The sequence below is a fragment of the endosymbiont of Galathealinum brachiosum genome (assembly GCA_003349885.1).
In the GTDB taxonomy this organism is placed as follows: domain Bacteria; phylum Pseudomonadota; class Gammaproteobacteria; order SZUA-229; family SZUA-229; genus SZUA-229.
The window spans coordinates 440,955-465,549 of sequence record QFXC01000008.1 but is presented as its reverse complement, the minus strand read 5'-3'; the positions used below and the strand labels follow the sequence as shown (position 1 = coordinate 465,549).

14 protein-coding genes and 2 pseudogenes are annotated in these 24,595 nt (G+C 36.7%); 12 read left to right on the top strand and 4 right to left on the bottom strand.

From position 1 onward, the window contains the following. Positions 1 to 213 precede the first annotated feature (213 nt). Positions 214 to 609 (bottom strand): hypothetical protein, encoded by a 396-nt coding sequence (locus DIZ80_08130; protein RDH84090.1) that lies wholly within the window; start codon positions 607 to 609, stop codon positions 214 to 216. Between the two features lie 243 nt (positions 610 to 852). Then, positions 853 to 3,069, bottom strand: a complete 2,217-nt coding sequence (locus DIZ80_08125) for a hypothetical protein (GenBank protein ID RDH84089.1) — start codon at positions 3,067 to 3,069, stop codon at positions 853 to 855. 1,146 nt (positions 3,070 to 4,215) lie between these two features. On the opposite strand from DIZ80_08125, the gene DIZ80_08120 reads away from it, so the two are divergent. The 12 genes and pseudogenes from DIZ80_08120 (at position 4,216) to DIZ80_08065 (ending at position 22,998) form a co-directional block, all read left to right on the top strand. Continuing rightward, entirely contained in the window at positions 4,216 to 6,174 is a 1,959-nt protein-coding gene (locus tag DIZ80_08120) for a hypothetical protein (protein RDH84088.1), read from the top strand. Positions 6,175 to 6,337: 163 nt separating this feature from the next. After that, positions 6,338 to 7,096 (top strand): hypothetical protein, encoded by a 759-nt coding sequence (locus DIZ80_08115; protein ID RDH84087.1) that lies wholly within the window; start codon positions 6,338 to 6,340, stop codon positions 7,094 to 7,096. A gap of 325 nt (positions 7,097 to 7,421) precedes the next feature. Then, positions 7,422 to 10,352: a hypothetical protein gene (locus tag DIZ80_08110; GenBank protein ID RDH84086.1), complete on the top strand. Its 2,931-nt coding sequence runs from the start codon at positions 7,422 to 7,424 to the stop codon at positions 10,350 to 10,352. A 154-nt stretch (positions 10,353 to 10,506) separates the two neighbouring features. Next, entirely contained in the window at positions 10,507 to 11,634 is a 1,128-nt protein-coding gene (locus tag DIZ80_08105; GenBank protein RDH84085.1) for a hypothetical protein, read from the top strand. Between the two features lie 1,191 nt (positions 11,635 to 12,825). Further along, a pseudogene (locus DIZ80_08100) lies at positions 12,826 to 12,921 on the top strand (hypothetical protein). Between the two features lie 295 nt (positions 12,922 to 13,216). Beyond that, a complete protein-coding gene (locus DIZ80_08095) occupies positions 13,217 to 15,337 on the top strand; it encodes a hypothetical protein (protein ID RDH84084.1) in 2,121 nt (706 codons plus the stop codon). Positions 15,338 to 15,557: 220 nt separating this feature from the next. Beyond that, positions 15,558 to 16,922, top strand: coding sequence for a hypothetical protein (locus DIZ80_08090; GenBank protein RDH84083.1), 1,365 nt, complete (start codon positions 15,558 to 15,560; stop codon positions 16,920 to 16,922). Between the two features lie 1,136 nt (positions 16,923 to 18,058). Continuing rightward, positions 18,059 to 18,148 (top strand): annotated as a pseudogene (locus DIZ80_08085) (hypothetical protein). Between the two features lie 337 nt (positions 18,149 to 18,485). Beyond that, a complete protein-coding gene (locus DIZ80_08080) occupies positions 18,486 to 19,943 on the top strand; it encodes a hypothetical protein (protein RDH84082.1) in 1,458 nt (485 codons plus the stop codon). Between the two features lie 112 nt (positions 19,944 to 20,055). Next, positions 20,056 to 21,393: a hypothetical protein gene (locus tag DIZ80_08075; protein ID RDH84081.1), complete on the top strand. Its 1,338-nt coding sequence runs from the start codon at positions 20,056 to 20,058 to the stop codon at positions 21,391 to 21,393. 76 nt (positions 21,394 to 21,469) lie between these two features. Continuing rightward, positions 21,470 to 22,378 carry a hypothetical protein gene (locus tag DIZ80_08070; protein ID RDH84080.1) on the top strand — a complete coding sequence of 303 codons (909 nt, stop codon included), beginning with the start codon at positions 21,470 to 21,472 and terminating at the stop codon, positions 22,376 to 22,378. 68 nt (positions 22,379 to 22,446) lie between these two features. Next, positions 22,447 to 22,998 carry a hypothetical protein gene (locus DIZ80_08065; protein ID RDH84079.1) on the top strand — a complete coding sequence of 184 codons (552 nt, stop codon included), beginning with the start codon at positions 22,447 to 22,449 and terminating at the stop codon, positions 22,996 to 22,998. Between the two features lie 62 nt (positions 22,999 to 23,060). Here the strand turns inward: DIZ80_08065 and DIZ80_08060 are convergent, their stop codons facing one another. After that, positions 23,061 to 23,951 (bottom strand): hypothetical protein, encoded by an 891-nt coding sequence (locus DIZ80_08060; protein ID RDH84078.1) that lies wholly within the window; start codon positions 23,949 to 23,951, stop codon positions 23,061 to 23,063. A 175-nt stretch (positions 23,952 to 24,126) separates the two neighbouring features. Next, positions 24,127 to 24,561, bottom strand: a complete 435-nt coding sequence (locus DIZ80_08055) for a thiol reductase thioredoxin (protein ID RDH84077.1) — start codon at positions 24,559 to 24,561, stop codon at positions 24,127 to 24,129. Positions 24,562 to 24,595 lie beyond the last annotated feature (34 nt).

Below are 24,595 nucleotides of genomic sequence, written 5' to 3'. Positions count from 1 at the left end.
ATATTAGATGTGCACGTTTCTATAATTGGACCCTATATTGATACCATATTCTGGCTGTATGAAAGTAAGAATTTTAGTTTATGTCTATCAGGCTCTCTTGGTTGAGCCTGATTATGATGGCTAACACTCTTAAGCAGAAGTACAGGGAATTTCAATTAAGTAATGAAAGCAGCCAGTAGCAGATATTCAGATATGGATTATTTTTAATTATCATTACATTTCATCACAAACATGAGTATCTGATGTTTCGTAATCAAAATCCATATTATCAAGTTCTTCTTTTGCCAGTTCGCTAATCACAAGCTTGCTGCACTTATTAATCTGTTTGAAAACTGGGTGATTAGACATTTCTTTACCGAACTTGATGGCTCGTTTTTGAGCTTTATCTCGATTTCCACTGGCACAAAGAGGGCTTACTTCTTCTTCAAATTTCTCCTGGAGAAGCTGAATTTCAATAAACTTGCTCTGTTGAATGCTGGCCATACACATTTCATACTTCTGCATTTCTTTCATCATCTTCTGCATCGCAGGGTCATTTATTACGTAAGGATTCTGTGCGAAAGCTGTCATCGATAGTAGCAGAAAAGTTATACCTGTTAATGTTTTCATGACTATTCTTCCTGTTTATTAAATTTCTGTATTAAGTTATTTCCTAAAATTTTTCTTTACTTTTATGTGTCTTTTTAAAAATCAATAGTTCTGTATTGTTATTTTAAGAAACAAAAATATTAAATTAGAAAAGAGACTCCAGTTAACTCTGTACAGCTATCCAATATATCCATCCAGGCTTTTTAGTAAAGCTACCTCTTTGGCAAGTTAAAAAATTAGCGATTTAGAAATATCGCACGCTAATTAATGACCTGCGTCAGAACCATAATATTTAGTATAATTTGTATTCACTATTTCCCAGCGCATGATAATCTGCATGCCATCCATTAAACCAAAGCTGTAGGCATCAAATATAATATCTGTTCCTTTATAATAGGCTACTGGAAAAGGGCTATCTTTAGTCGTAGGCTGTACCGGCTGAGTGGGGCCCTGGTCCAAAATATCCCAAATAGATAGAAATTTATCATAGCTAAAACTTTCAAACACATAAATTCCCGGATCAGCGGCATCACCATAGTAATATTGATAATCAGTATATTGCTCAACAAGTTGACCACGGTATGGATCTGAGAGGTTTACTGTTTCATCATCTTGTTTAACACATATGAAATTATTATCGAATTCCCAACCCGTCTCAAAGTAACCCCAGTTAATATTAATGTTACTGGCCGCAGTAAAGTTGTCAGGAACAAAACTTTCATCATCATAATTACCTGTAAAACTAGCCTCTATTACCCCCGGATTTGACTGGCCACTCCTAAAGTGTGATTTATAAACCGGGAAGCTACAGGGTGCCTGATCAATATATTTTCGATATTCTACTTGAGAAAATTTTGTTGTGACCTTATCCGTTCCTTCAAAATCATTAAATTCGTCTTTACTTGTAGAAGATGATGCGTGTAATACCATGCTGAAGTCGTGGTATTCTTCCCAGAGGAGGGCACCACTAAACCATGGAGTGTCCTCAGGAATGGTTATTGATATTGTCCCGGGTAATATAAGTGAATATTTAATTTGGCCTTCCCAGATATTACATTTATTAAGTAAATCTGCAAATTCATCTTTAAGCGAAATAGTGTTTACATGATCAGAACCTAACAGCAGTATTGATTCTCCAATTACTCTATCAAAAGAAGGAATATCTGGGCATTGTGGTTTTTTAAGTAATTTATTCCCTAGTATTATAGTTACCTCTCTCATCCTGGCTTTTAATGCAGCAACTGGATGATCATGCTCTGGTAAATAATCTGGAAACTCGTCCCTAAATACATGATCACAGGTACCACCGTCCAGGCCACCACCTTCTATACCCCAATATTGTAGTCTGCCTGCGGTATCCGCTAATTTAGCTTTTGCAGCTTCACCAATTGCGACAACTACTTTAGCAAGTGCTGCATCAGGTGCTGTATTTATTTCCGTAATTGCAGCATTTGCTTCAGCAAGTGCCGCATCTATTTCCTGTTTAAATGCATCTAATACTTCTTTAGAAAAGATAGCACAGGCTTCAGGTTCATCGCCTGTAAGAAGAATTTCAATAGCCATTTCTTTTGATCTATCTGATTGAGCCTTATCAGTATTATTGCTGGCATTTGCATGATCCGTTCCGTTTGAGGATGGGGGTGGTGGAGAATCGCTAGCGCCACTGTGCTGTGAAAAATGACTTAGCTGGCAACTCACATGAGTAGCATCCACTCGTAAACAGCCCGTATCGTGTTGTTCAATCCACATGCCCAGATCAGGATCAAACCAGAATAAACGTGGTGGATCACCAAGGTCACCATTATCAGTCAGTGTTACTTCAACTACCTGCCCCGAAGCCGGTTGCAAAAGGCTGCCATCACTGGCACTTCGTGCACTGATTACGAAAGGGTAATTAATGTATAAGTTTTCAGATGCATCTTTATCTGCATAAGCGTTATCTAGCAAACCAGGATCAAGTGCTGTGAGCTCTATTACGGCATCCACATCAAATGTAGCTGCTGTAAAATTGGCCTCTAAAGTAGGTAAGGCAGGGTCTCCTACAGTGACTACTGTGGTATCACCACCTACCGAATGAAATACCACTGCGTCTACGGGGGTAAGAGAAGTGCTGATAACCGTAACGTCATCAATCTTACCGCTCGCCCTGGTATATGAAGTGGCATAACCTTCAGCACGCACCTCATACCAGCCACTTGCTGTCGGTATAGCAGCATCCGTAGTCACACCAACACTTCCAGTGGATGCGCCACCCAATGATGCAAAAGGAATGAGTTCGCCTTCATTATCCATCACAAAGCCAATGAGTTTATTAGCAAGAAAATCAGGTAGAACTAATATCTGATCATCATCTTGTGTTTCGACCGTTGAAGTTGAATCACTGCTACCACATGTTATAAGTAACAGGCTGAGAAGAACTACCTCTAATAGACGTAGAATAAAATAATATAATTGTTGGTTAGAGCTGATAAATATATTCATCATAAAACTCCGTTTAAAATGAATTATTCCAATCTGCTCTTAGAGTAATTAATCAAAATTAGAGCATTTAGATTTGTTCATTTTGATGACATAGAACTATATAAATATTTTAAATATAAGTCTTATGTCATATTTTATAAGTCACTATTAGTAACATTGTAAATCAATAGTAATAAGTTCATTTTGATAGTAATCAACCAGATGTATTTGAGTCACACGAGCATCTGCTTTGAGTCGGAAGAGGTATTATTTTCATATGCTTTTAATATCTGCTTATGGCTAATTCCAACTATCCAACAGAATATTTTGAGTTCCGCTATCGATTCATGAACATAAAATTGTCGAATTAATATTTACGGACAAAAGTGGGCACTGTTTTTATGCAAAAAGTGTGAAAATGTCCGGACCATGTCCGTTAGTCTATTGCAGTTAACAATTATATATAAGCCGGTATTGAACGAGTGCTTTTACCATGAAGCGTATATTAAGAAATTGTTAATGTCAGTTCCGGAACTAGCCATAAGCGGAAGTTCGTCGTATGGCCATCAAGATTCGGCTTCCACCACATGACCGGCTTTAATGTATTCGCCTATAACCTAAAACGAGTGATAAATATTATAGGGCAAGCTACATTGATAGAGATAATACAAAGCGTAATAATGCTAGTGCATTATTTAAAGGTTTTACTTCGATTATATTAGCACTTGTAGCATCTTTTTTTATCTTTTTGGAATGCCTCATAATATCTATTTTTGAAATAAATGCCTTATTACTATGCACTACGGGTGATAGGGTAAGAGTTTACGGAAAAATTTATACTGTTGGTGTTTTCAAACAGTCTGGAGTGTAAGTCGTTACTGGATGTTTTTTAGACTGCCAGAACGAGATTAATATCTGCAGTTAGTTGTGGTTCACTTTCTTATTGCTCACTAAGAAAACACCTCTCAAAAATAGTTATTTATAAATAAAGTTGAATGGCAGTTTTCTTTACACAACCCATATAACTCTTATGGGTGATGTGGATCTTAAGTAATTGTTTATAATATGCTTTAATTTTTAGGCATAGATAATGCTTATTACTAATTTTTCTTAAGAATTTAATAAATATGTAAGGGAAATCAACATATGACTTTGAAGAATTTTAGAATGAATCGATTAAACTCTAGCTTAACTATTTATCACCTTGTTTCTCCTCTATTAGTAATATTCTCTTTAGGACTTACTGCGTGTGGTGGCGGTGATTCTGATGGAATAAATACTATTCAGAGAATTCCCGTTATGGTGGATTTTTCTAAGTCAACAGCTGAGTTCAAACAGTATGAAGTCATTCAGCTTGAAACCAATGATGCTTGTAATGCTATCACCAAAGTTTCAATACATGGTAATGAAGATAATATTATTAACACGATTGAATATGGCGATAACAGCGTTCTCCTTGAAATACCTCAAGTTATTGAACCAGGCCAATACACATTAAATGTAGACGTATTCGATACTTGTACAACTGATAGTAACAACTCAGTTATCCCATTCGCATTAGACTTTGTTATGCAACAAGGATTAACGGTTGCTAATCCGGAAGTATATCTTGAAACAAAGGCAAATGAAGTTATAGCGCTAATTGATGAAATGCTGTTAACGGCAACTGACCAGCCTTTGATAGATATGCTGCTCGAAAACAAAGCATTATTACTGGCAGAAATCGATAATATATCTACTCAAGACTCTGCTATAACTGCTAATAATGCCAATTTAATACTAAATAACGATCCATTAGCCTCTTTGCCTGTGGCAGGTGTGTTAACGACTAGTCGAAAAATTAAAATAGTCGCATCAGCAGCGCTTTGGGCTGTGGCAGCAACAACACCTGGTGCTCAACCTGCAGCATTAATTGGTTTGGGTCTATTAACTTACAATTTACTCGAATTTGTAGATGAATACTCACAGTCTGTTGATTCATTGTATTCTGATATTTCTTTTGAATTAGACGATTCTATCGAACCTATCCCCACAGGTGTCACCATAACATCAGGTGATATAACGGTAACAACTGACTTAATATTTGCAGAAGGCCAAACTACGACCATACGCATAAATGAAACAAGCCGAATTACCACTGATGACAAAAATATCATTGACGAAGTGAAATCAGCCATCACAGGCCTCATATCTGTTATGCAAAATCTTGAATTTTTATCCTCATCCATCACCACAACAATCAATACACTATCATCTGCAAATGATGTGCTGGTATCAGATGAAACGAAGGTGATGGCTGTTACAGATTTGACAGGGTATACCGTCTCAACACTAACAACTGATGATATATTTGCCCAAATTACAAATACGGAAGCGGTATTAAATGGTGCAGATACACTGGATATTCTTGCGAGTTCATATTCTGGGCTGGCAATATTCGATGGTTTCGAAGATATTGGTGCAAATTTTAAATTAAAGTTGTCAGATGAAAATGGGAATGAAACGATATTCTCTGCGGTATATCAACCACTATCGCCATGGGGGTGCATGCTATCACCTCTCGCTTCTGGCGATAATGGCCAAGATTATGGTGGGATCTGTTCAAATAATTTACACTACTTTTATGATAGCGAATCCATATATGGACCAACCGATAGGTATAAAGTCATTACCTGTCTTGAGGGATGCGACAATACCCCAATATCATTTAATGAAGCCAAAGAATCTCAGTTAATTAGCTCTATTAGTCGAGATTCAAGTTGGGCAATTGCATCAGGCTGGACTAAATATAATGTAGAAAAGTGGGACTTGTTCGATAATAATTATCAAATGAATACATTTGGATTGGCTGCCGGTGACTCTCATCAAATTATTTGGTATGACCTTGGAAGCACCCATGAAACGGTAAGAGAAACAACAATAAATGGAAACATAAAAGTTGTCTTTGAATGTATATACTTTCGTAATTATTTTAATTACCCTGATGAAGATTTATTTAAGAAATATACATACTTATTGGATGCGAATGGAATACAAATAGAAGGCTCGGATGAAACCATCTATCTAGAATCATGCCCGATTGCGCTTCCTTTAAAGCCCATACCTAAACCAATGCTAGACATCTAACTCATCTCATTACAATAAATGTCACGGCTTTGTCGTGACATTTGTTTATTGCATGTAAAATTTAATCTTTTTTAAGATTTTGCTGTCTAATATAGTCCATAAAGAGCGTATATTGAGTTCATTATTGAAAATTAATTTCACAATTATAATACCTAATCTATTAATGTTAGCATCGTTCCAGCAGCTGTTCGCAGCGGAAAATTCTATTGATATTACTACTCAGGTAAAAAAATTAAACTATACCGAATACGCCGATGATAATAGTGTCATCGTTCGTGAGTCTGGCAAATTACCCGGGCTAGGAATAAAAATTAATCACTCTCTACCCTCTATTAAATTTGCAATTAATGCAGATGTATTCGCGGGATTAGTTGACTATAAAGGTCAAACTCAAACAGGCACTCCACACACAACAAAAACAGATACGGTAATAAGTAATGTGGGGCTATCAATGCAGCTTCAACTTATCCCTAAACAGCATTTTATAACAGCCGGTTACAGTGCCAATTTATGGCTTCGCGACATATTACCTAATAATGGGGTGCAGGCACTATATGAAACTTATCGCTGGTCAACAATAAAACTGGGGTATGAGAATCATTTTCGCACAAATTCCCATCTATTTATTTCGGGTATAAAATATCTGCAGCACGCTAATAGTGAAATGAAAATTGATTTTAATGGTATTAATCCAACAGCAATACCCTTAAAAAATGCAACTGGCTGGCAAGGATATATCAGCTATATATATGGCATTAATAAAAAATGGCAGTTTTCCATGCAGTACCAACACCAACAATGGTCTTCTAATAAAAGTGAAACGGTTCAAGTTGATTCACAGTTTGGTCAACTTCTAATTAATGAACCAAGAAGCAAAACCTCAAATGACGATTTTAAAATATCATTGATTTATCAATTCTAAATCAATGCTTTTTATGCGGTTGATCAATGCCATCAACTTTTGGTCGTACTCAGAGCTAAACTAAATAGTCTTGTAGTGCTGCTGTAGGGTGTTAACAGCTATTCAAACAAAATCATTTAAAGGTCTGCTTTCATGGGTGACCTCAACTGATTAAGCGAATATCAAACTAATGGTTATAGAAGTGTATTACATACCTGATAATGAGATATATCAAAGGGTGTGTGATTAATAGTTTCTATGTGACAAAAGTTACTTTATGAAGTTGTTATAACACGTAAGATCACGCCCTTGAGTATGAGCATATGGAATGTTCAAGGAGCGGTAAATGAATAATTCAATTTCTAGTCTTAACTTTAAATTTCCTTTTTTAGTTTTATTACTCTCATTGCTAACAGCCTGTGGTGGAGGTAGCAGTGATGGTGCATCAAATAGTGAATCCCTAACTGCAGATTATTGTGCTTTGATGACGCCATCAGTTTTACAGGGTGAGTCAGGTGATGTCGTTAATATTATTACCAGTGAGCAAATCGAAAAAATTCGTTTTGATGTAGTAGGTATTGATACAATAGCGAGTTATGAATTTTTCCCCGGTGTGGTTTCTGGTGAGGGATATTTCTTTACGATTCCAGTATTGCCTGAATTTGGCATGGAAGGAGGAGAAGCGAAACTTTATGTTAGTCAGGGAGAAAAAAGCTGTGATCTAGGGATGTTCACTATTGATGCTTTACCCGTTACAGTTCGAGAAAACACAACATCTAAAACAATTGATGCTTTAGATACGACAATGCAAAACCTGTTTTTATCCTATGGGTTTGATGCCACTACCCATAACCCCGCAACGACTACAAATCCAGTTCATTTTCAGTTAGGTATATTAAATGATGTTTTATATGGAAATGGAGAGGCTTCGCTAGACGCTATGCGTCAAAGCTTTGCCAGCTTGAGTGATGAAGATCGTTTGTTGCTTGATAGTCTCATCGGTAAACTTAATCTCGATCTTGAGATGATCAAGATAGCTGATGCACATGCTGTGGTAGCGCCTGTAGTCTTAAAAACAACTACCCAGACTGATAATAACATTGATGTTAATTTTCCAAAGTCACAATTAATTTTACAAAAGGTTACAGATTTATCTGTAAGACCTTTGCTCGCTACAGACACCTGTGCACCTGATTTTATAGATGCTCAGGTAAGTAAGGAAGTTATTACAACGGCAGAGGGTTTGAGTAATGCGATGCTTGAAGCCAAAAAAGCTCAGGACCGCATTGATAATCCGGAATTTAATGCCACCAATGTAGGCACCATGCTTAATATGGCTGGTTTTGCGGGACCTGCCGGTACAACAGTCGCTGTTATTGGTGGCGCTAGCCTGCTCATAATGGATTTTTCAAATAAAAAACTGGCAAGGCTACTGCCGACTAAAATTAATATAAAACTGGAGGTAACACCTTCTGCATATATTGAAGAGGATTATATGGAATGGTCAGGCAATGCTGCGCCAATTTGGCGTGCATCTGCTACGGCTACAAGTGAGGGCATGAACCTGACCAAAACAATGCTGGATTCTGCACTGACAGCAAGTAATGTTGCGCCAATATCATCAATCAGTTCGAGTACTTTATTGCCTTTTTCTGAGGCGGCGAATCGTAATTTCGATGACAGAAATGGTGTGGATTGCCTTAGTGTGCCTTCTTATTCATGGCCGAATTTAGATGTTTCTGGTGACGCATGGATTACGGCTGAAATAGATGGCAGTAGTTTTATACTGGAGAATCACCGTAAACTTAAACCGGTTACGGAAGGTGATAGTATTTTAACTGTTAAGTTAAATAAAGAATTGTTTCCAGTGGTTTCTGGCACATTGGGAGATACGGAAAAGGATATTACTATTGGTAATAACCCTAAGCGTGTTACCTACACTCAATCTCGAGTTAAAGCCGATAGCCCAGGTGCCGAGGTAGAGTTTACTGCTGTTATTGAAAATTCTAAAGTGCCAGAATCATATATGCTTGAGGTATCACCAGCAACGTTAGTTAGTGAAGCGGTAATAGGCAATCAGGTTAGATTCACAATTAAAACACCAGATAACAAAGATCTCTTTCCTGTTACGGTTAAGCTGACTAGTTTGTCTATGGAGCTTGAGGTCTATTCACCTACAGAAGGAAGTGCTGAGGCTTATTTGAACGTAGACGTGAAACTTGATCGTCAGGATGCACTCAGCTGTGTGGAAATTGGAGATGAAGTTTCATTATTAGCAACGGTAACCGGGGCAAATGATGAAACGGTTACCTGGTTACCGCTTTCCGGTGCAACATTAGTTGATGGAGGTAATAACCTTGCTCGAATAACACCGGCTCAAGAAGGTAATATTGTTATTAGCGCAAGAAGTAATGAAGATCCGGATGTGGTTACTGAATACAGCCTGCGGGTACAAAAATGTGATGCGCGTGTGTTTACTTACCTGGAAACCGCAAGTAAATTTGAAGGCCCGGAAACACTTGGTACTTGTCCTAACCAGCCTCCTGAATATGTGACAGAGGATACATCAGTTTATGGTGAAATGATTGACCCAGGAGTTAGTTTGATTCACCCATTAGATGTAACTAATGGTGTTACGCTGAATTTTTCTCATGCACTTGCAGAAACAGTAACCTCACACGGTGACGGCTGTAATACATATAACAATTATCAAAGCGCTTCGTTGAATGGGAGTGTTGGACATTCTGCTAACAGCGGTGAAATTTTAATCAATGCAACGGGGTATGTAGAAGGTAGTTGTGCAGAAACGGGAATCATTGATCGTCCCCCAGAATGTAAAACAGGTGAGTCATTATTACTTTTAAGTGCGACACATTATTTTAATCATACTCAGGAAACGACTTATAATTTATCTATTGATCTTAGTTGTAACCTTGTAGACTGGAACTATAATTTATCAGGAGGTGCACTTGCTAACTGGAGACAAATTATTTTTATCCGAGATGAGAATGATAATGATGTGCCTGTTACTGATCTTCTGGATATAGCATCAATCGCTGATATGTCAGAGTTTGTAGCCCCTCGTGGATGTAATGACTCTACTGGTTCATTACTACAACTTAATAAGCAGATGACTTTACTGGCACCACCAGAAAATAAAACTTATTTTATTGGGTTTAATTCATCGTTAATGTTTGGTATTGGCGCTAACCCGGAAGAAAATATGGATAATCAAAGCATAAATATCAGTGGTGGTTATACTATTTCAAAACAGTAGTGAGTTACAAAATATAAATTATTAGTTTCTGGTGGAATATTATATTTTAAGTGTTGATATAAAAATAATACATTGATTAAAAACCTGATAACCATATATAGTTATCAGGTTTTGATGTGTAAACTTCCGATATCTTTGTTGGTATAAAAACAATATGAAAGAGAATGAATCGCAGTTAGAGCAACCCAAAGGGATTAAGTTAAATCGTAAAGCAGAGGAGTTAATTATAACCAGAACCTGGTTTACTATAAGCTCAGTAATTATTTTGGCTGCTATTACTGGTTATTTTGATGTGATGATTTATCAAAAAGCTGATGTGCCTTTACTTATTTCTAATTTCCAACATCAATTCCAATGGTATATGTTGATTCCTGTCATTGCCATAGGCGGTCTTCATTATGCATTGCTAGTTAGTCTGTTAAATAAAACGAGTATTCGTATTACACCTTATGAGTTATCCATAAAGCATTTTCCTATACCCTTTCCGGGAAGTATGAATATCCTTTCAGAAAATATCTCTCAAATATTCTGTACACGAGAAGAGTCTTCTTCAATGTCCGATTCTGCCGGGAGAAAAGTTAAGTTCTATCTTAATGTAAAAATGAATAATGATGCAATTCAGAAGTTATTAACTGTTCAGTCATCTGCTACACAAATATTATTTATGGAACAGGAAATAGAAAATTTTCTAGGTATTGAAGATGTCTTTGTTGATGATGTTGAAAATCAGCTTGCTAGAAATAAAGAAAAACATATAAGGAAGACTGAAGAAGAAAAATGGGTTTATAGTGGCACTAATAAAATTATTGAAAACAATCAGCTGGGTATTCGTTTTCAGGTGCCGGACAATTTGGATGCAGAAGTCTGTAAAGTTGAAGATCCATTTAAAGGCGGTTTTATTCAGGCAGCAAGAAACTGGGAACCATTAAATGATGATGATAACTGGTCTCTGTTCAGGGCAAAAGCCCCTGGTATATTAGGGTTAGCGTTGACTGTTGGACAAAGGCCCGCTCACGGTAGTACGTATGAAGAAGTAATGGATAGCACGTCGGCGAAAGTGTTAATGGAGCCCGTTTCATCTGTACCTGACTTTGAACTCAATGGTTTAAAGGGGTTTTCAGTGACCAGAAAGATAAAAAATAATCCTTTATATATTCGACAGGTTTGGTTGTTTGATAATAATAAACAATATCATTTACAAATGGATATTCTGGAAGGGGATAAAGTTGCTCATGAAGTTGCAACAACGTTTGAATCTAGTTTCAAGTTATTAGATAGCTAATGTTGGTGTTTGTGGTCATGGTATAACTAAAATGTCTACTTTCAAACCTGTTTGTTTGAAGTTCTGAATTAGAATGAAAGCACTCGTTCAGTTTTAAGAAAGAAATATTATTCTTTGTCAGTTAATAAGTTGACGGGCATGGCCCGGACATTTTTGCGGTTTTTTATTAAGTCGGGGGCGATTGGTGTCCGCTAAGAATAATTCAACAAATTTTATGTTTATGAATCGATAGCAGAATTTAAAAATATTCTTTTGGATAGCAGGAAGTAGTCAGACGCAGAACTGCAAAATTATTAGCCTGACTTCTGCATGCGACCTAAAGCAGACTCTAAAAAACTGTAAAGTGATTCTTTTTTTGAATGTAAATAACAGTCTAAATTTTGCTTTTCTTTACACGTTACAAAACAATAAAATACTTATATATCTATAAGCGCTCTGTAAGTATTGATATATATCAATAGCGGTATAATCATTGCTTGAATATAAATGGGTTCTTATAAAAAAAATAATTAAATGATAAAAGCGGTATATATTGATTTTTTAGCACAGATGAGTCATTTACCATCTCGCCATTATTCCTTTAAGTATTTATTTCTAAGTCTCATATTGCGTAACAAATCTGATTCCAATCACGAATCAACAACAAAAATACAAGGAATACAAATGAAGAAAGCACTCCTTATTGGCGCATCATGCGCTGCAGTTTTAAGTTTCACTACAATATCGTCACATGCCGCCCCTATTACTGACACTGTGTCAGTTGATGGAATTACTTGGGCTCAGACATCTTTATTTACTAATTTATCATGGGATCAAATGAATACACAATGCCCAGCTGGCGTATGTGGTGTTGGTAGTAGCCTTAATGGTTGGGACCTTGATGGCTATTCCTGGGCATCTGCTAATCAAGTAGGAGATTTCCTATTTTCAGCGATATCACCTCACACGGGTGGCATCTCAACTTATACTGAAGCCAATTCCGCTTGGGCGCCTGGTATGTTTTCTACGGTAGGATTCAACCGCACAGGTGTAAATAGTTTTGGTCAGTGGATTGGTGGGTTTACTTCTGACTTTGGAACTGCTGGATTAACGGACGAATACGGACCATACAATCATACTGATACTATTAGTACTACTGGTGTTTTGACTTCATCTAGCATTACAGGAGCTGGTTGGTTTTATCAAACAGCCACAGCTCCATCTGCAGTGCCTGTACCGGCAGCAGTTTGGCTTTTTGGTTCTGGCTTAATTGGTTTGGCTGGTTTTGCTAGACGTAAGAAAGCATAAAAGTTAAATCAATATTGCATTGTGGAAAGGCGGCTTTTTAGTCGCCTTTTTATTGCATGTTAACTTATGTTTCAGGGTGTAAGCAGTTGTTTGCAATTTCTAAAGCTGTATTTGCAGACCATATTCTCTAATCAGCCAGAAGCAGTCATTAAAGAGAAATGTAATGTATGATACATCTAAGTAATATTTATTGTACGAAGCTGATAGGGGGGCACTATTGATAGAACAAAGCTTTAGACGATCGCGTTTCTTATATTTAGCTGTATTATTATGGCTATCTCTTCTTATTACTGTTATGGCAGGTATTGTTCTGTCAGATATAAATTCTGCAAAGCAACTATTTGTTGAAAGCATTAATTCGCATTATCAACAGGCTAATGATCGCGTTCGCACTAATGAAGCTGTCTTTGAAGGTTTTGCAGCTCTAGTCAATAGCATGCAAGAATTGGATCAGCCGCATGTAAGAAATTATGCACAGGAAATGCTTAAACAGTATCCACATATATTTATGTTTGAAATCATTGAGGCTGTACCTTACGAGAAATTAGATGCTTTCACAAAACATTATCAAACAATTGTTAATTCTGATTTTAGAATAAAATCTTTTGGTTATGAAACTGATCGTAAAATGGAGCCTATAAAAAAACAGGATATATACTTTCCGATTGTGTTTATGGAACCTTTTCCTCCAGAGTCACGTGAAGTGCTTGGTGTGGACCTGTTTTCACATACTTTTTTCAGAAGATCATTGAAAAAATATTCACAGAATAAACGTTCTGTCATTACTGAGCCGTTTAAATTAGTTGAAGGTGATTTGGCTTATTTGATATACAAACCTGTATCACTAAAAAAAATAAGTAACACTCATGGCGTGATTAAACGAGCAGCTATGCTGGTAATCAGAGCCGATACATTATTAAATCATGAACACAAGAAAGTGCCTGGCATGACTGAGCTTCTGCATCATCAAGATTTTGCCGCTACAGATAATAAAGGACATCTGCATTTAGACCAAGGGAGTGTCCGTAGCTGGCTAGAAAAGCTGATATTTCCGCATTACTCAAACCGTAAAATACTGGAAAGCAAAAACCAGCCTTTTGTACTGATTAACGAATATCAGTTGGGATGGAATTCGCTGAGCTGGTATCAATTAACCTTCACCTTACTGGTGGGAATAGTTTTGTTTTCTGTGTTGATATTTTATGCACAGCTTTATCACAAAAATGAAGTAAAGCGATTACAAATCGCTAACAAACTTAAACAAAAGGTATATGAACTGGATATCGCACTAGAACAAACGCAACATGCCAACAATGCCAAGAGTCTATTCCTGGCAAATGTGAGCCATGAAATCCGTACTCCAATGAATGGTGTGCTGGGGATGATCCAGGTTTTGCGTGGCACGGCTCTCAACGCAGAACAACAACTCTATGTAGAAACTCTCGGCAGCTCTAGTAATATCCTGTTGTTACTTATTGATGATTTACTTGATTTATCTAAAATCGAATCAGGAAAACTGGTTCTGGATATTGAGCCTTTTGAAACTTTTGCCTGGATAACAGATATACAAAATTTAATTGAACCACTTGTTGAAAATAAAAAAACTATATTTATTACTAAGGTGAGTGACAACCTGCCTGCATATCTAGAAGGTGATGCAGCACGGCTTCTTCAGATAATTGTTAACCTGCTTAGTAACGCAGTTAAATGCACACAAGATGGTGAGGTTAAATTAGCTATTGGTGGCCAATTAATTACAGATAATCAATTTAACTTACATATCACTATTAAAGATACAGGGATCGGTATAGCAGATGATAAATTGAAGCTTATTTTTGAAGCTTTTCATCAGCTAGAATCAGATCGCACTATAAATAATGGTGTCGGCCTGGGGCTCGCCATTTGTAAACGTCTAACCGATATTATGGACGGAAGCCTTCGGGTTACTTCTAAGCCAGGTAAAGGCAGTTGTTTTACTTTTTCTGTAAGACTATCAATACCCAGAGAAAGCTTCCTTTTAGAAGAGACTGAGGAAAAGCTTAAAATTAATCGAAGTCTTTCCATATTACTGGTTGATGATGACTCAATTAACCGTTTTGCTGCGCGCACATTACTAGAACAGGCGGGCCAGAAGATAGTAGAAGCAGAAAATGGACAAGTTGCTATTGAAAAAATAAAATCACAACTTTTTGATGTAATATTAATGGATGTACACATGCCCGTAATGGATGGCGTTTCGGCAACTCGAGTCATTCGAGAAGGCAGTGCAAAATCAAAACATGTCCCGATTATAGGGCTAACAGCTAGTGTAATGAAAGATGAAAAAGACCTTTATCTTAAAGCTGGAATGAACGCCGTAGTGGAAAAGCCCATATTGATTAAAAAACTGATGAAAACTATTCAACAATTATTATAAAACAATCATATACGGTCACTTTGGTATAAAGTGTTGCGTCGACCGGTTGAGACCGCCACCCAAAGCGGACATTGAGAATCACCATAATAAAGTATGTGAGTCCTGTTTGATGTATCTCAATACTGTCCGTTGGCTTTTTCTTAAACTTATAATTCAAAGCATTAATGATTTCCTCTCATGAGTATTTTAAAAACAATACATTTTGAATGGAGTAAAACAAATGATAAAAGCAAAGCTACCCATAGCATCATTATTAATAGGCACATTTTTCATTCTGGCGACGAGCTCTATTTTATGTCTTTCTAAGTCTGCCCATGCAGATGGCACTGAATCACTTGGTTCCCCAAGTATCCCTATTGCTGCTGGCACGGGCATCAGGGCAGCAGGCATTGGTCTTGAAAACCATCTGTCGGGCACAATCACTATTACCATTCCAGATGCTGTAACGGTTGAACAAGTGATTCTCTACTGGGGAGGTAATAACCATGATCATTCACAGCTCACTCTAACCGATACCATTAATGTTGAAGGCGCTGATGTCACGGGAAACTTTATTGGTGGAGATACATGGTATGCTAATGGCAAAATCACCGTATCTTATCGAGCCGACATTACCTCTCTGGGACTTGTCACTAGCGGGACTAGTTCTTTTACTGTCAATGGTGTCTACTTCCCTGATGAGACCTACGGTGCAGGTGTCTTAGTAATATACGACGATGGCTCGGCCGAATCTCAAGTGGATATAAGAGATGGTAATGATTTTGCAATGATCGACTGGCCAATACCTCTTGATGCTACCGAGCTACAAACATTTAACTTTACTGCATCTAATGCTGATCGCATTGGCAGCGTAGAACTGTTTGTAGGCAGCGTGTATTCCTCGTATTTTCGTCCAAGTTCTTTTGAAATTACTACGGGTGGTACCACGGCTGTATTTTCTGATCAATTGAACAGCAATGATGGTAAATTCTGGGATACAGTCAATCTAGTAGTCACTATACCTGCAGGCGCAACCAGTCTCAGTGCCCAGATATTTTCACGTGATGATGGCATTTTCGCACCTGGAAATCTTCCTGCCTCCTTGGTGTGGATGGCGTCTGGGTTTTCAGTGGAGACACCCTCGCCTGATAGTTGCTGGATCACAACAGGTGGCTTTCAAAATGCAGGGAAATCTTCTGGAACAAAAGACTATACATTTGGAGGCAATGTGGGTCCACCACCTCGTGGCTCATGGGAAGTCGTGGACCACAACACTGGAGACAACTTCCATTCTAATGAGGTTCATATTGTAAGCTGTGATGTAATCAACCTTACTGGTCCAGGCCAACCTGGCGGTAAAAAAGGTTTTAAAATCAATCAGGCTTCATTTGAAGGCGTCGGTCGCTTAAATCATAAAGATGGTTATATCTTTACTGGTTACGTTCAGGATGCCGGAGAACCACATGGTAAAAAAGGTAACGATCAGGATTTTTTCTCTATTACAGTTCGAGACCCAGGAACACTGGAAATCGTGTTTGAGGCCAGCGCAACTCTTGATGGTGGTAATGTTCAAATTCATCCACCCACTGGAAAATATAAGAAATAATGCTTAAAGTATCTAGGCGATAACATTACAAGTACTATTGATGATCGGGATAATTGACTTTAATTACCCCGGTCATCATTTATTCAAGATTAGAAGAAACATATGCCTGAGCTGCACACTCGGGTGATGTTAGTGCAGTACCAGTGCCAGCAGCAGTATGGTTATTTGGCTCGGATTTAATTAGTTTAGTGGTTTTTTCTAGACGTAGGAAAACATAAAACTAAATCAGTTTTGATTATAGAAAGGCAGCTTTTTAGTCGTCTTTTTATTTGTCTCGAACGTCTGCTTCTGGACGTACTCAGAACTAAATTAAATAATCTTGTAGTTCTGCTTTAGGGTGTAAGCAGCATATGGCTGACCTGGTGCTGATGTTCTGCTCATAACCATAAACAGTACTTCGATTATTCATAACCACTATTCAGAATCTTCCAAAGCAGCCACTCAAAAATACAAGCTTAAATGTCATTGCTCTTTACAGTCATCAATCACAAATCATTTCACTTTTTAATAAGTCCATTTAAAACAGCGGCTTATAGGTAAGGTATAAATATTGCATATTTATTATCTGGATTAATAAAAATTAATAAAAATGTAAAGGAAAATGACGAATGAAATTTTGGAAATTAGCTTCAACAGCTATAGCTTTAGTTTTATCAACTAGTGTGAATGCTGCTTTAATAGATAACGGTACATATACAACAGATGATGTCAGTGGGCTTGATTGGTTAGATTTAACTGAGTCTACGGGTCTATCTTATAGTTATGTATCATCACAATTCGGTATTGGTGGGCAATTTGAAGGCTGGTCATATGCAACCGATAGTATGGTCTCCACTTTTTTTAATAATTCAGGGCTAACAGGATCATATGATCCTGCTGCACCTGATTACTATGCACTACTAAATTATAGTAATGACTCGACAAATCTTGTTAATTTATGGGGGGATACCTCAGGTATAGGTGCTTATACCATCTTTCAAATGGGGTCATCCACATATGACCCTTACTCGCATGATCGTGGAATTATTATAGGTTGTGATGATAGCGGAACATGTAACAGTGATTTGATATCATTTGGTATCAGCTCATATGATGATTATACACCTGCATTTGATATGGGTAGTGCGCTAGTGAGACCTTCAGCTGTTCCTGTACCGGCAGCCGTTTGGTTATTTGGTTCTGGTTTGATTGGTTTAGTAGGTTTTGCTCGACGTAAGAAAGCATAAAACCTAACAATATTTGCTGTAGCTTAAAGGCGACTTTTTAGTCGCCTTTTTTATGTTTGTCGAACGTCCGCTATTGCATGGAATGCAACAGTCGATGCAACTATCCAGACTTTGATGTTGTACATATGTACAATAACGCTACTAATTGCGAATTTTATTGTCATAATTTCAGGCTTATTTGTAGTACGACATATATCTTCTGTTTAGCTTCTTTACAGGTAGTAATCCTGTTTCATATATTATTCTTTTAAATAAGTGTTCTATTTAGCCTGATACTTTTCTTAAAGTGATGTCTCTAACTGTAACTTTCCATAAATTACAGTTTAAAGAGGCACACATGACTCAAAATTCAATTCGTTCACTTATATTGATCGGTATATCACTGCTGACTCTAATAACCGCCAGTTTTACTGTTTCAGCAGATGTTGACCGTAGAACCGGTGTTTTTACTCTTGAAAATTCTGATTTTTATGGCATGGAGCGCGTATACAGTAGTGATAATGCAGATAGTGGTCTATTTGGTTTTGGTTGGGTATCAGTTTATGACAGTCGTATTGATATCTCAGATGAATACTTAAATGTATTCAGTGCTACTAGTCGAACATTTCATAATTTCATGCGTAACGAAGATGGAGAGTGGGAGGGTAAAACAGGTGAGATAGTTGAGACTGATAATCGTTATATCTGGTCTTATGAAAACAAGATATTCGTATTTAATAATCAGGGGTTGGTAGCTGAGTATATTAGTGATGATAACCGATATTTACTTGAGTATGATAAAAATGGATTTCTTACACGATTTGTAAGTAATGAAGAAGATGACTATCAGGTAATAACAGATGATTCTGGGCGTGTTCAACGCTTTGTTAACCGTGATGCGTCTGATGCTGATGATATTGATTACACCTATAACAACGGATTATTAAAATCTGTTACTAATGGTTTTAGTGGTGTGCATTATAGATATGTTGATGATGGTTTTCTTAGTCGTATTGAATACTCCGATGATGAAACAATGGAAATAAGCTATCAGGAATTTGATGGTTTGTTACGGGTAGAAAAGTATATACAGGGTGACAGTAAAGAATCGTATAAATATGAGATGATTTCTGAAAGTGAAGGTGTTAAATCTTTTTCTGTAGATTACACCTTGTCCGAAGGTGAAGATACGCTGCATTATAGAGTTGAGTATGAGGATATTTATATTGATGATGAATATGCATATACAAGGCATTTAAAAAAATATAAACAGGGTGAATTAATATCAGAATATAGACATATGAGTCGCTGTTCACCCATATCAATAATGCGATATGGAAGAACTACTAAATTCGCATATGATGAATATGATCGTATTGTATACAAAGAGTCTGAAAACTCGATTCTAGAGTATATTTATAATGATATAAATAAATTAGCATATTTTCAGAGTACCTCTAAACATGGGCAGGAAAGTAAAAAATGGATACATTTTTCTTATAATGAAAATGAAGACTTAGTTGAAGCTGAAAACAGTGATGGATTGCATTTATTACTTCAGTATGATGATAGACATCATATCGTTAATATGAGAACCAGTGAAACTACAATATTTTTTACCTATAACGACTTCCATAAACCTGTACGAATTGAAGTTGAAGGCAAGGGCGCCTTAATTGTTGTTTATGATCAGAATGGTGAAATAGAAAGTGTTGATACAGAGGGGAAAGGTCATTCATTAGCACTCACCATTACACGTACATTCCAGCAGATGTTAAGCATGTTGAAACCGGCCAATATTGAATTAAGTCTATAGCCTGGCTCAACAATAATAAAATTATAAAAATTCTCTATTTACCCTGATGAAATTCAATATTACCTGTCTTTATAAATAAGAACGTTAATATTGACTTATCAGGGTGATAAAGATGAATAATAAACTGGGTTTTCTATTTTTAACTATTCTATTGCTGATTTCAGCATGTGAATCAGACAAATCAACTTCAGTTGTATCTGATCAGGAACAACACTTTAAGTATCTGATAGACGATTTACAACCTACCTTTAGTAATCAGTTTGGTAACTTTACCTTTATTAATACTTCAGGAGAAACTTACATTGTTTCTACTGACAGAGCTTTTAGTCAACCAGATGCTAAATATTTTAAAATTACAGACTTACATGTTCAGGTGGATATGAGGTCATTAAGTAATAGTGAGGGGGTAGTACACTTTTTTGCTATTAAAGAGTCGGACTTAAATAATAATATTAATAATGATATATCTGAGTTTGTGAAGGGTTCACTGGCATACACAACGCAATCAGGAGGCAGCTGGAACCCATATACTGATAATGAATTGGCTCAACTTGATCAGGGTATGGTGCTTGTGAATAATAATACAGACTTCGTATTGTATGTTACTGAAGGTGGTGATTTTAATAGAATTATTGGTTATATCGATAGAAAACAGCTCAATGCACAGATGTATATTAGTGCGAATGGATTACTGGATTTATATTTTTATGATGTGGATTCAGGAACGCTAATTGATATGGAGCAGGTGGGCGTATCAAAGAATAGCATCACTCGCGTTACAGTAGGTGAACCAGTGGCAATTGAAGAAACAGTTTATCTTCGGTTGATTAACAATACAGGGCTACATTTCAATTTATCTAATATTATTACCGATGAACCTTTGTATAATGAAAACTGCAATTTGTGTTCGACTCTACTTAGTGCCAGTGAAGGTATTATTCGTATACCTGCTCAGTTAACAACATCACTTAGACTAATTTCCACAGATGCGTCAACGGAAGTGGTTTTTGATATTCTACCGGACACAACCAGTACCAGGTCATATGTGATTGAATTTAATGATGTTACGTTAGTGGCGCGTTTACTTAATACAACAACATATAGTATTAAAGCAATAGATATTGTCGAGCAAGCAAAGTCAACTTGCGAAAATTCAATTAATTCTTATGGTTTTAATGAGTCATGCCTCGATTATATGGATTATGTTGGTACATCATATTCACCTGATATTGAAGATACGCTGTCTATAGTACGAGAAGAGTGTTCTTATCAATTAGATAATTTTTATTCTAGCTCGAATCAGTGTGTTGAGTTTTTCAATTATCGAACAGCGGGAATTTATCAAAACAAAGAAGATACTCATGAGGTGTTCCAATATCGGGATAGTTGTAATCTGTATTTATCATGGGGAATGTTTTCTATAGATTGCCTTAAAGTATTTACGTTTTAATAAATAACATATTAATAATTGAAAAAGTTTATAAATAAGAATAACGATTATTGTAATAAAGCATAAGGTAAAATACATGTCTGACAATCGGGTTAGGTTACCAGTTGGTTCGATAATTGATGAAAAGTATAAAGTAATTGAATATATGCAAGATGAAGATACGTCTAATTCATTGGTATATAAAGTTAGTGATCTAAGGTCTAACATTAATGATAATTTAGATTATTTTATGTCAGACTTTAAGGTAAATGATGATAATTATACTTATATTTTTCAGGAATATTATCCAGAGAAAGGCTGTGTAAGAAGCTTGGATGGAGCGGTATATCTGGATGAACTGGAAATGACAGAAGATCAGTTTTCCTATGGTCGCGCATTATTCTTTAAAGAATATATCAGAGTGTCTAAAGCAGGTAGCAATTGTAAATATGGAAGGGCTATTGATTATGTTACTTTTAATGAAACCGTTTATACCATGTTCTATTATAAGGATTTTGAATATCAAAAAAAACTAAACACGGTATTGAGTTATACCGATATTCCTGATGTATTACTTCCATCTCATGAAGATAAGTTGGAACTTGTTGCTACTTTAAATAATACGGATATTTTAATATCAGGAGGTGATTTTAATAATAAAGTGTATTTAAATTATATTGATAAAGCTTTAGATGCATTTTCTTTGTCTCTACGTAGTTCATTAGAAGCTGATACGACACATTTACGTGAACTTATATATGAACTGGACCGGTTTGAAGGTACAGATGAAGGAGAAGAGGTAAGCTCGTGTATCGATATCGATGAAAGTATATTAAAAGACCGGCTCGATAAAGAATTGGCAGATGATAGTGAATGGAATGTATTGCGTTTTTTATGTAAATCCGATGATCAGTTTTTTGACTGGTGTATACCCGGAAACTGTGGAGGTGTGTTAATGAGCAGGAATGGTCGCATCTTTAGACGATGGAATACATGGATTGCCTGATGTTCATGTTATATGCGTTTATGTTAAGCTATCGGTCTCAAATAAATGGTGTTGTGAAGGGATTTTAAATGGTTAAAAAATTAATGAAGTTGTTACTTGGTCTGTCTAGCATTTTTTTTCTTTATTCATGTAGTGGTACTAAAACATCATTTGATTTTGATAGTAGTGTTGATTTCAGTCAGATTAAAACATATCAGTGGGATATGCAGCCATCTTCTGCGTTTGCCAAACAGGATCCTTTATTAAGTAAACGGGTTATTCAGGCAATGGATGACAATATGAGTAGAAAGGGGTTTACTAAATCTGATTCTGCTGATGTAACTCTCAGTTATCATATTAGTGTTGAGAAAAAATTAAGCTCTAGCGCCTTGTCTGCAGGAATTGGTATGAGTGTTGGTAAATCCGGCCGTGGTCATATTAATTTAAGCAGCGGAAACCAGTTAAGAACCAGTCTTCAGGGTACTCTGGTTATTGATATGGTATCAACAGGTAAGAAGGAGCTTATCTGGCGATCTACTACAGTTAAAAAAATACACGGGAGAGAAGCTACACCTGATGAATCTACAAAACGAATAGGCCAGCTTGTTTATAAAATGTTTGAAAGTTATCCGCCTAAATAATCAGGTTATACACGTATATGTGAATTAGTTATATTCCTGCTTTAGCAGGAAAAACTGTTGTACTAAACACATACGCGATTACGGCCTTCGTGTTTTGCTTTATAAAGCATATCGTCAGCACGTTTCAGGCAGCTCTCATAATTTTCACCGGCTTTGAATTCGGCTATTCCGATTGAAATGGTGGTCTTAAGTGAGATATCGTCATCATGCTCAATCTGATGTTCTTCCAGTTCAAAACAAATGCGCTGCATTACTTCTAATGCCTGAATTGAATTTGTCATTGGCAGGCAAACAAGAAACTCTTCTCCTCCATAGCGGCAAATTGAGTCATAACTACGTATATGATGTAATAGAAACTGTGAAATACTACTGAGCACTCGATCACCAGTCAGGTGACCATAAGTATCGTTTATCTTTTTAAAATAGTCGATATCAATCATTGCCAGGCAGCTGGAAGAATTAGCTCTTTCTACACGTGCTAATTCGGTGCTAATAATATGAGTAAATGGTCCACGTGTCATCAGGCCGGTAAGGGGATCAAATGAAAGTAGGTTATCTCTTAAGCTGTCACGTAATCTAAGTAATTTTTTAGAAAAGGCACGTTGCTTGAGTATGAACTCTTCATATTCTGTTTTACTTATTGATGCCTTATTATTATGCAGTTCTGCAAGCTGGCGAGCTGCATCGTGCATCACTTTGTGTAACTCATCAATCGCTAAAAAATCAGGCCGACTTTGTAACAATTCAGGTGCATCGTTGTAATACCAGTGACCAAAACGACAGAGTTTATGGGAATCATCTGATATAGCATCCTTTTCAAATTCATGATTGCAAATAATGCTGCTGTGTACGCATTTAAGCCACTCAAGATGGTTTATGTCTGCTATTTCAAGTTCGCTGATTATATTTTCAAGCTGTCTATCTGTCAGTTGACAGCTAGTGTTGTCATTCATAGTTATTACCTGATTCAGCACGTTAAAGTCTGGAACGGGGGGTATTAAATATTGTTTAACGGCCTATCTATGATTATAGAATATAAAGTGTCAGCTTGTGGGGCTTAAGAGAGTGGAGAGAGTACATGAGGTAAAGGTGCTCAGGTAATATCTAAGCACCCTGTATGTGATGATGTTATATATGCGTCTGTACCCAGCGTACAATATCTTCCTTGCTCATTGCACCGGGTTGACGGGCTATTTCTTTTCCATTTTTAAATAATGCCAGAGTGGGAATGCTGCGAATGTTAAATTGTGCCCCAATTTGTTGCTCGTTCTCAGTATTTAGTTTAGCCAGACGTACTAGCGGTTCTAATTCAGCAGCCGCCTGTTGAAAAGCCGGGGCCATCATTTTACATGGACCACACCAGGGAGCCCAGAAATCAACCAGTACAGGAATATCATTTCGACTAACATGCCTGTTAAAACTTGCTGTAGTTAACTCTACCGGATGAGCACTGAATAGTGGTTTGTGGCATTTTCCACATTTAGGGGTTTCACGAAGGCGTGATGTTGGTATGCGATTAATCGCTGAGCATGCTGGGCACACTATATGACATGCTTCACTCATAAATACTTCCTCTTATAAATTAACACTTAAAACT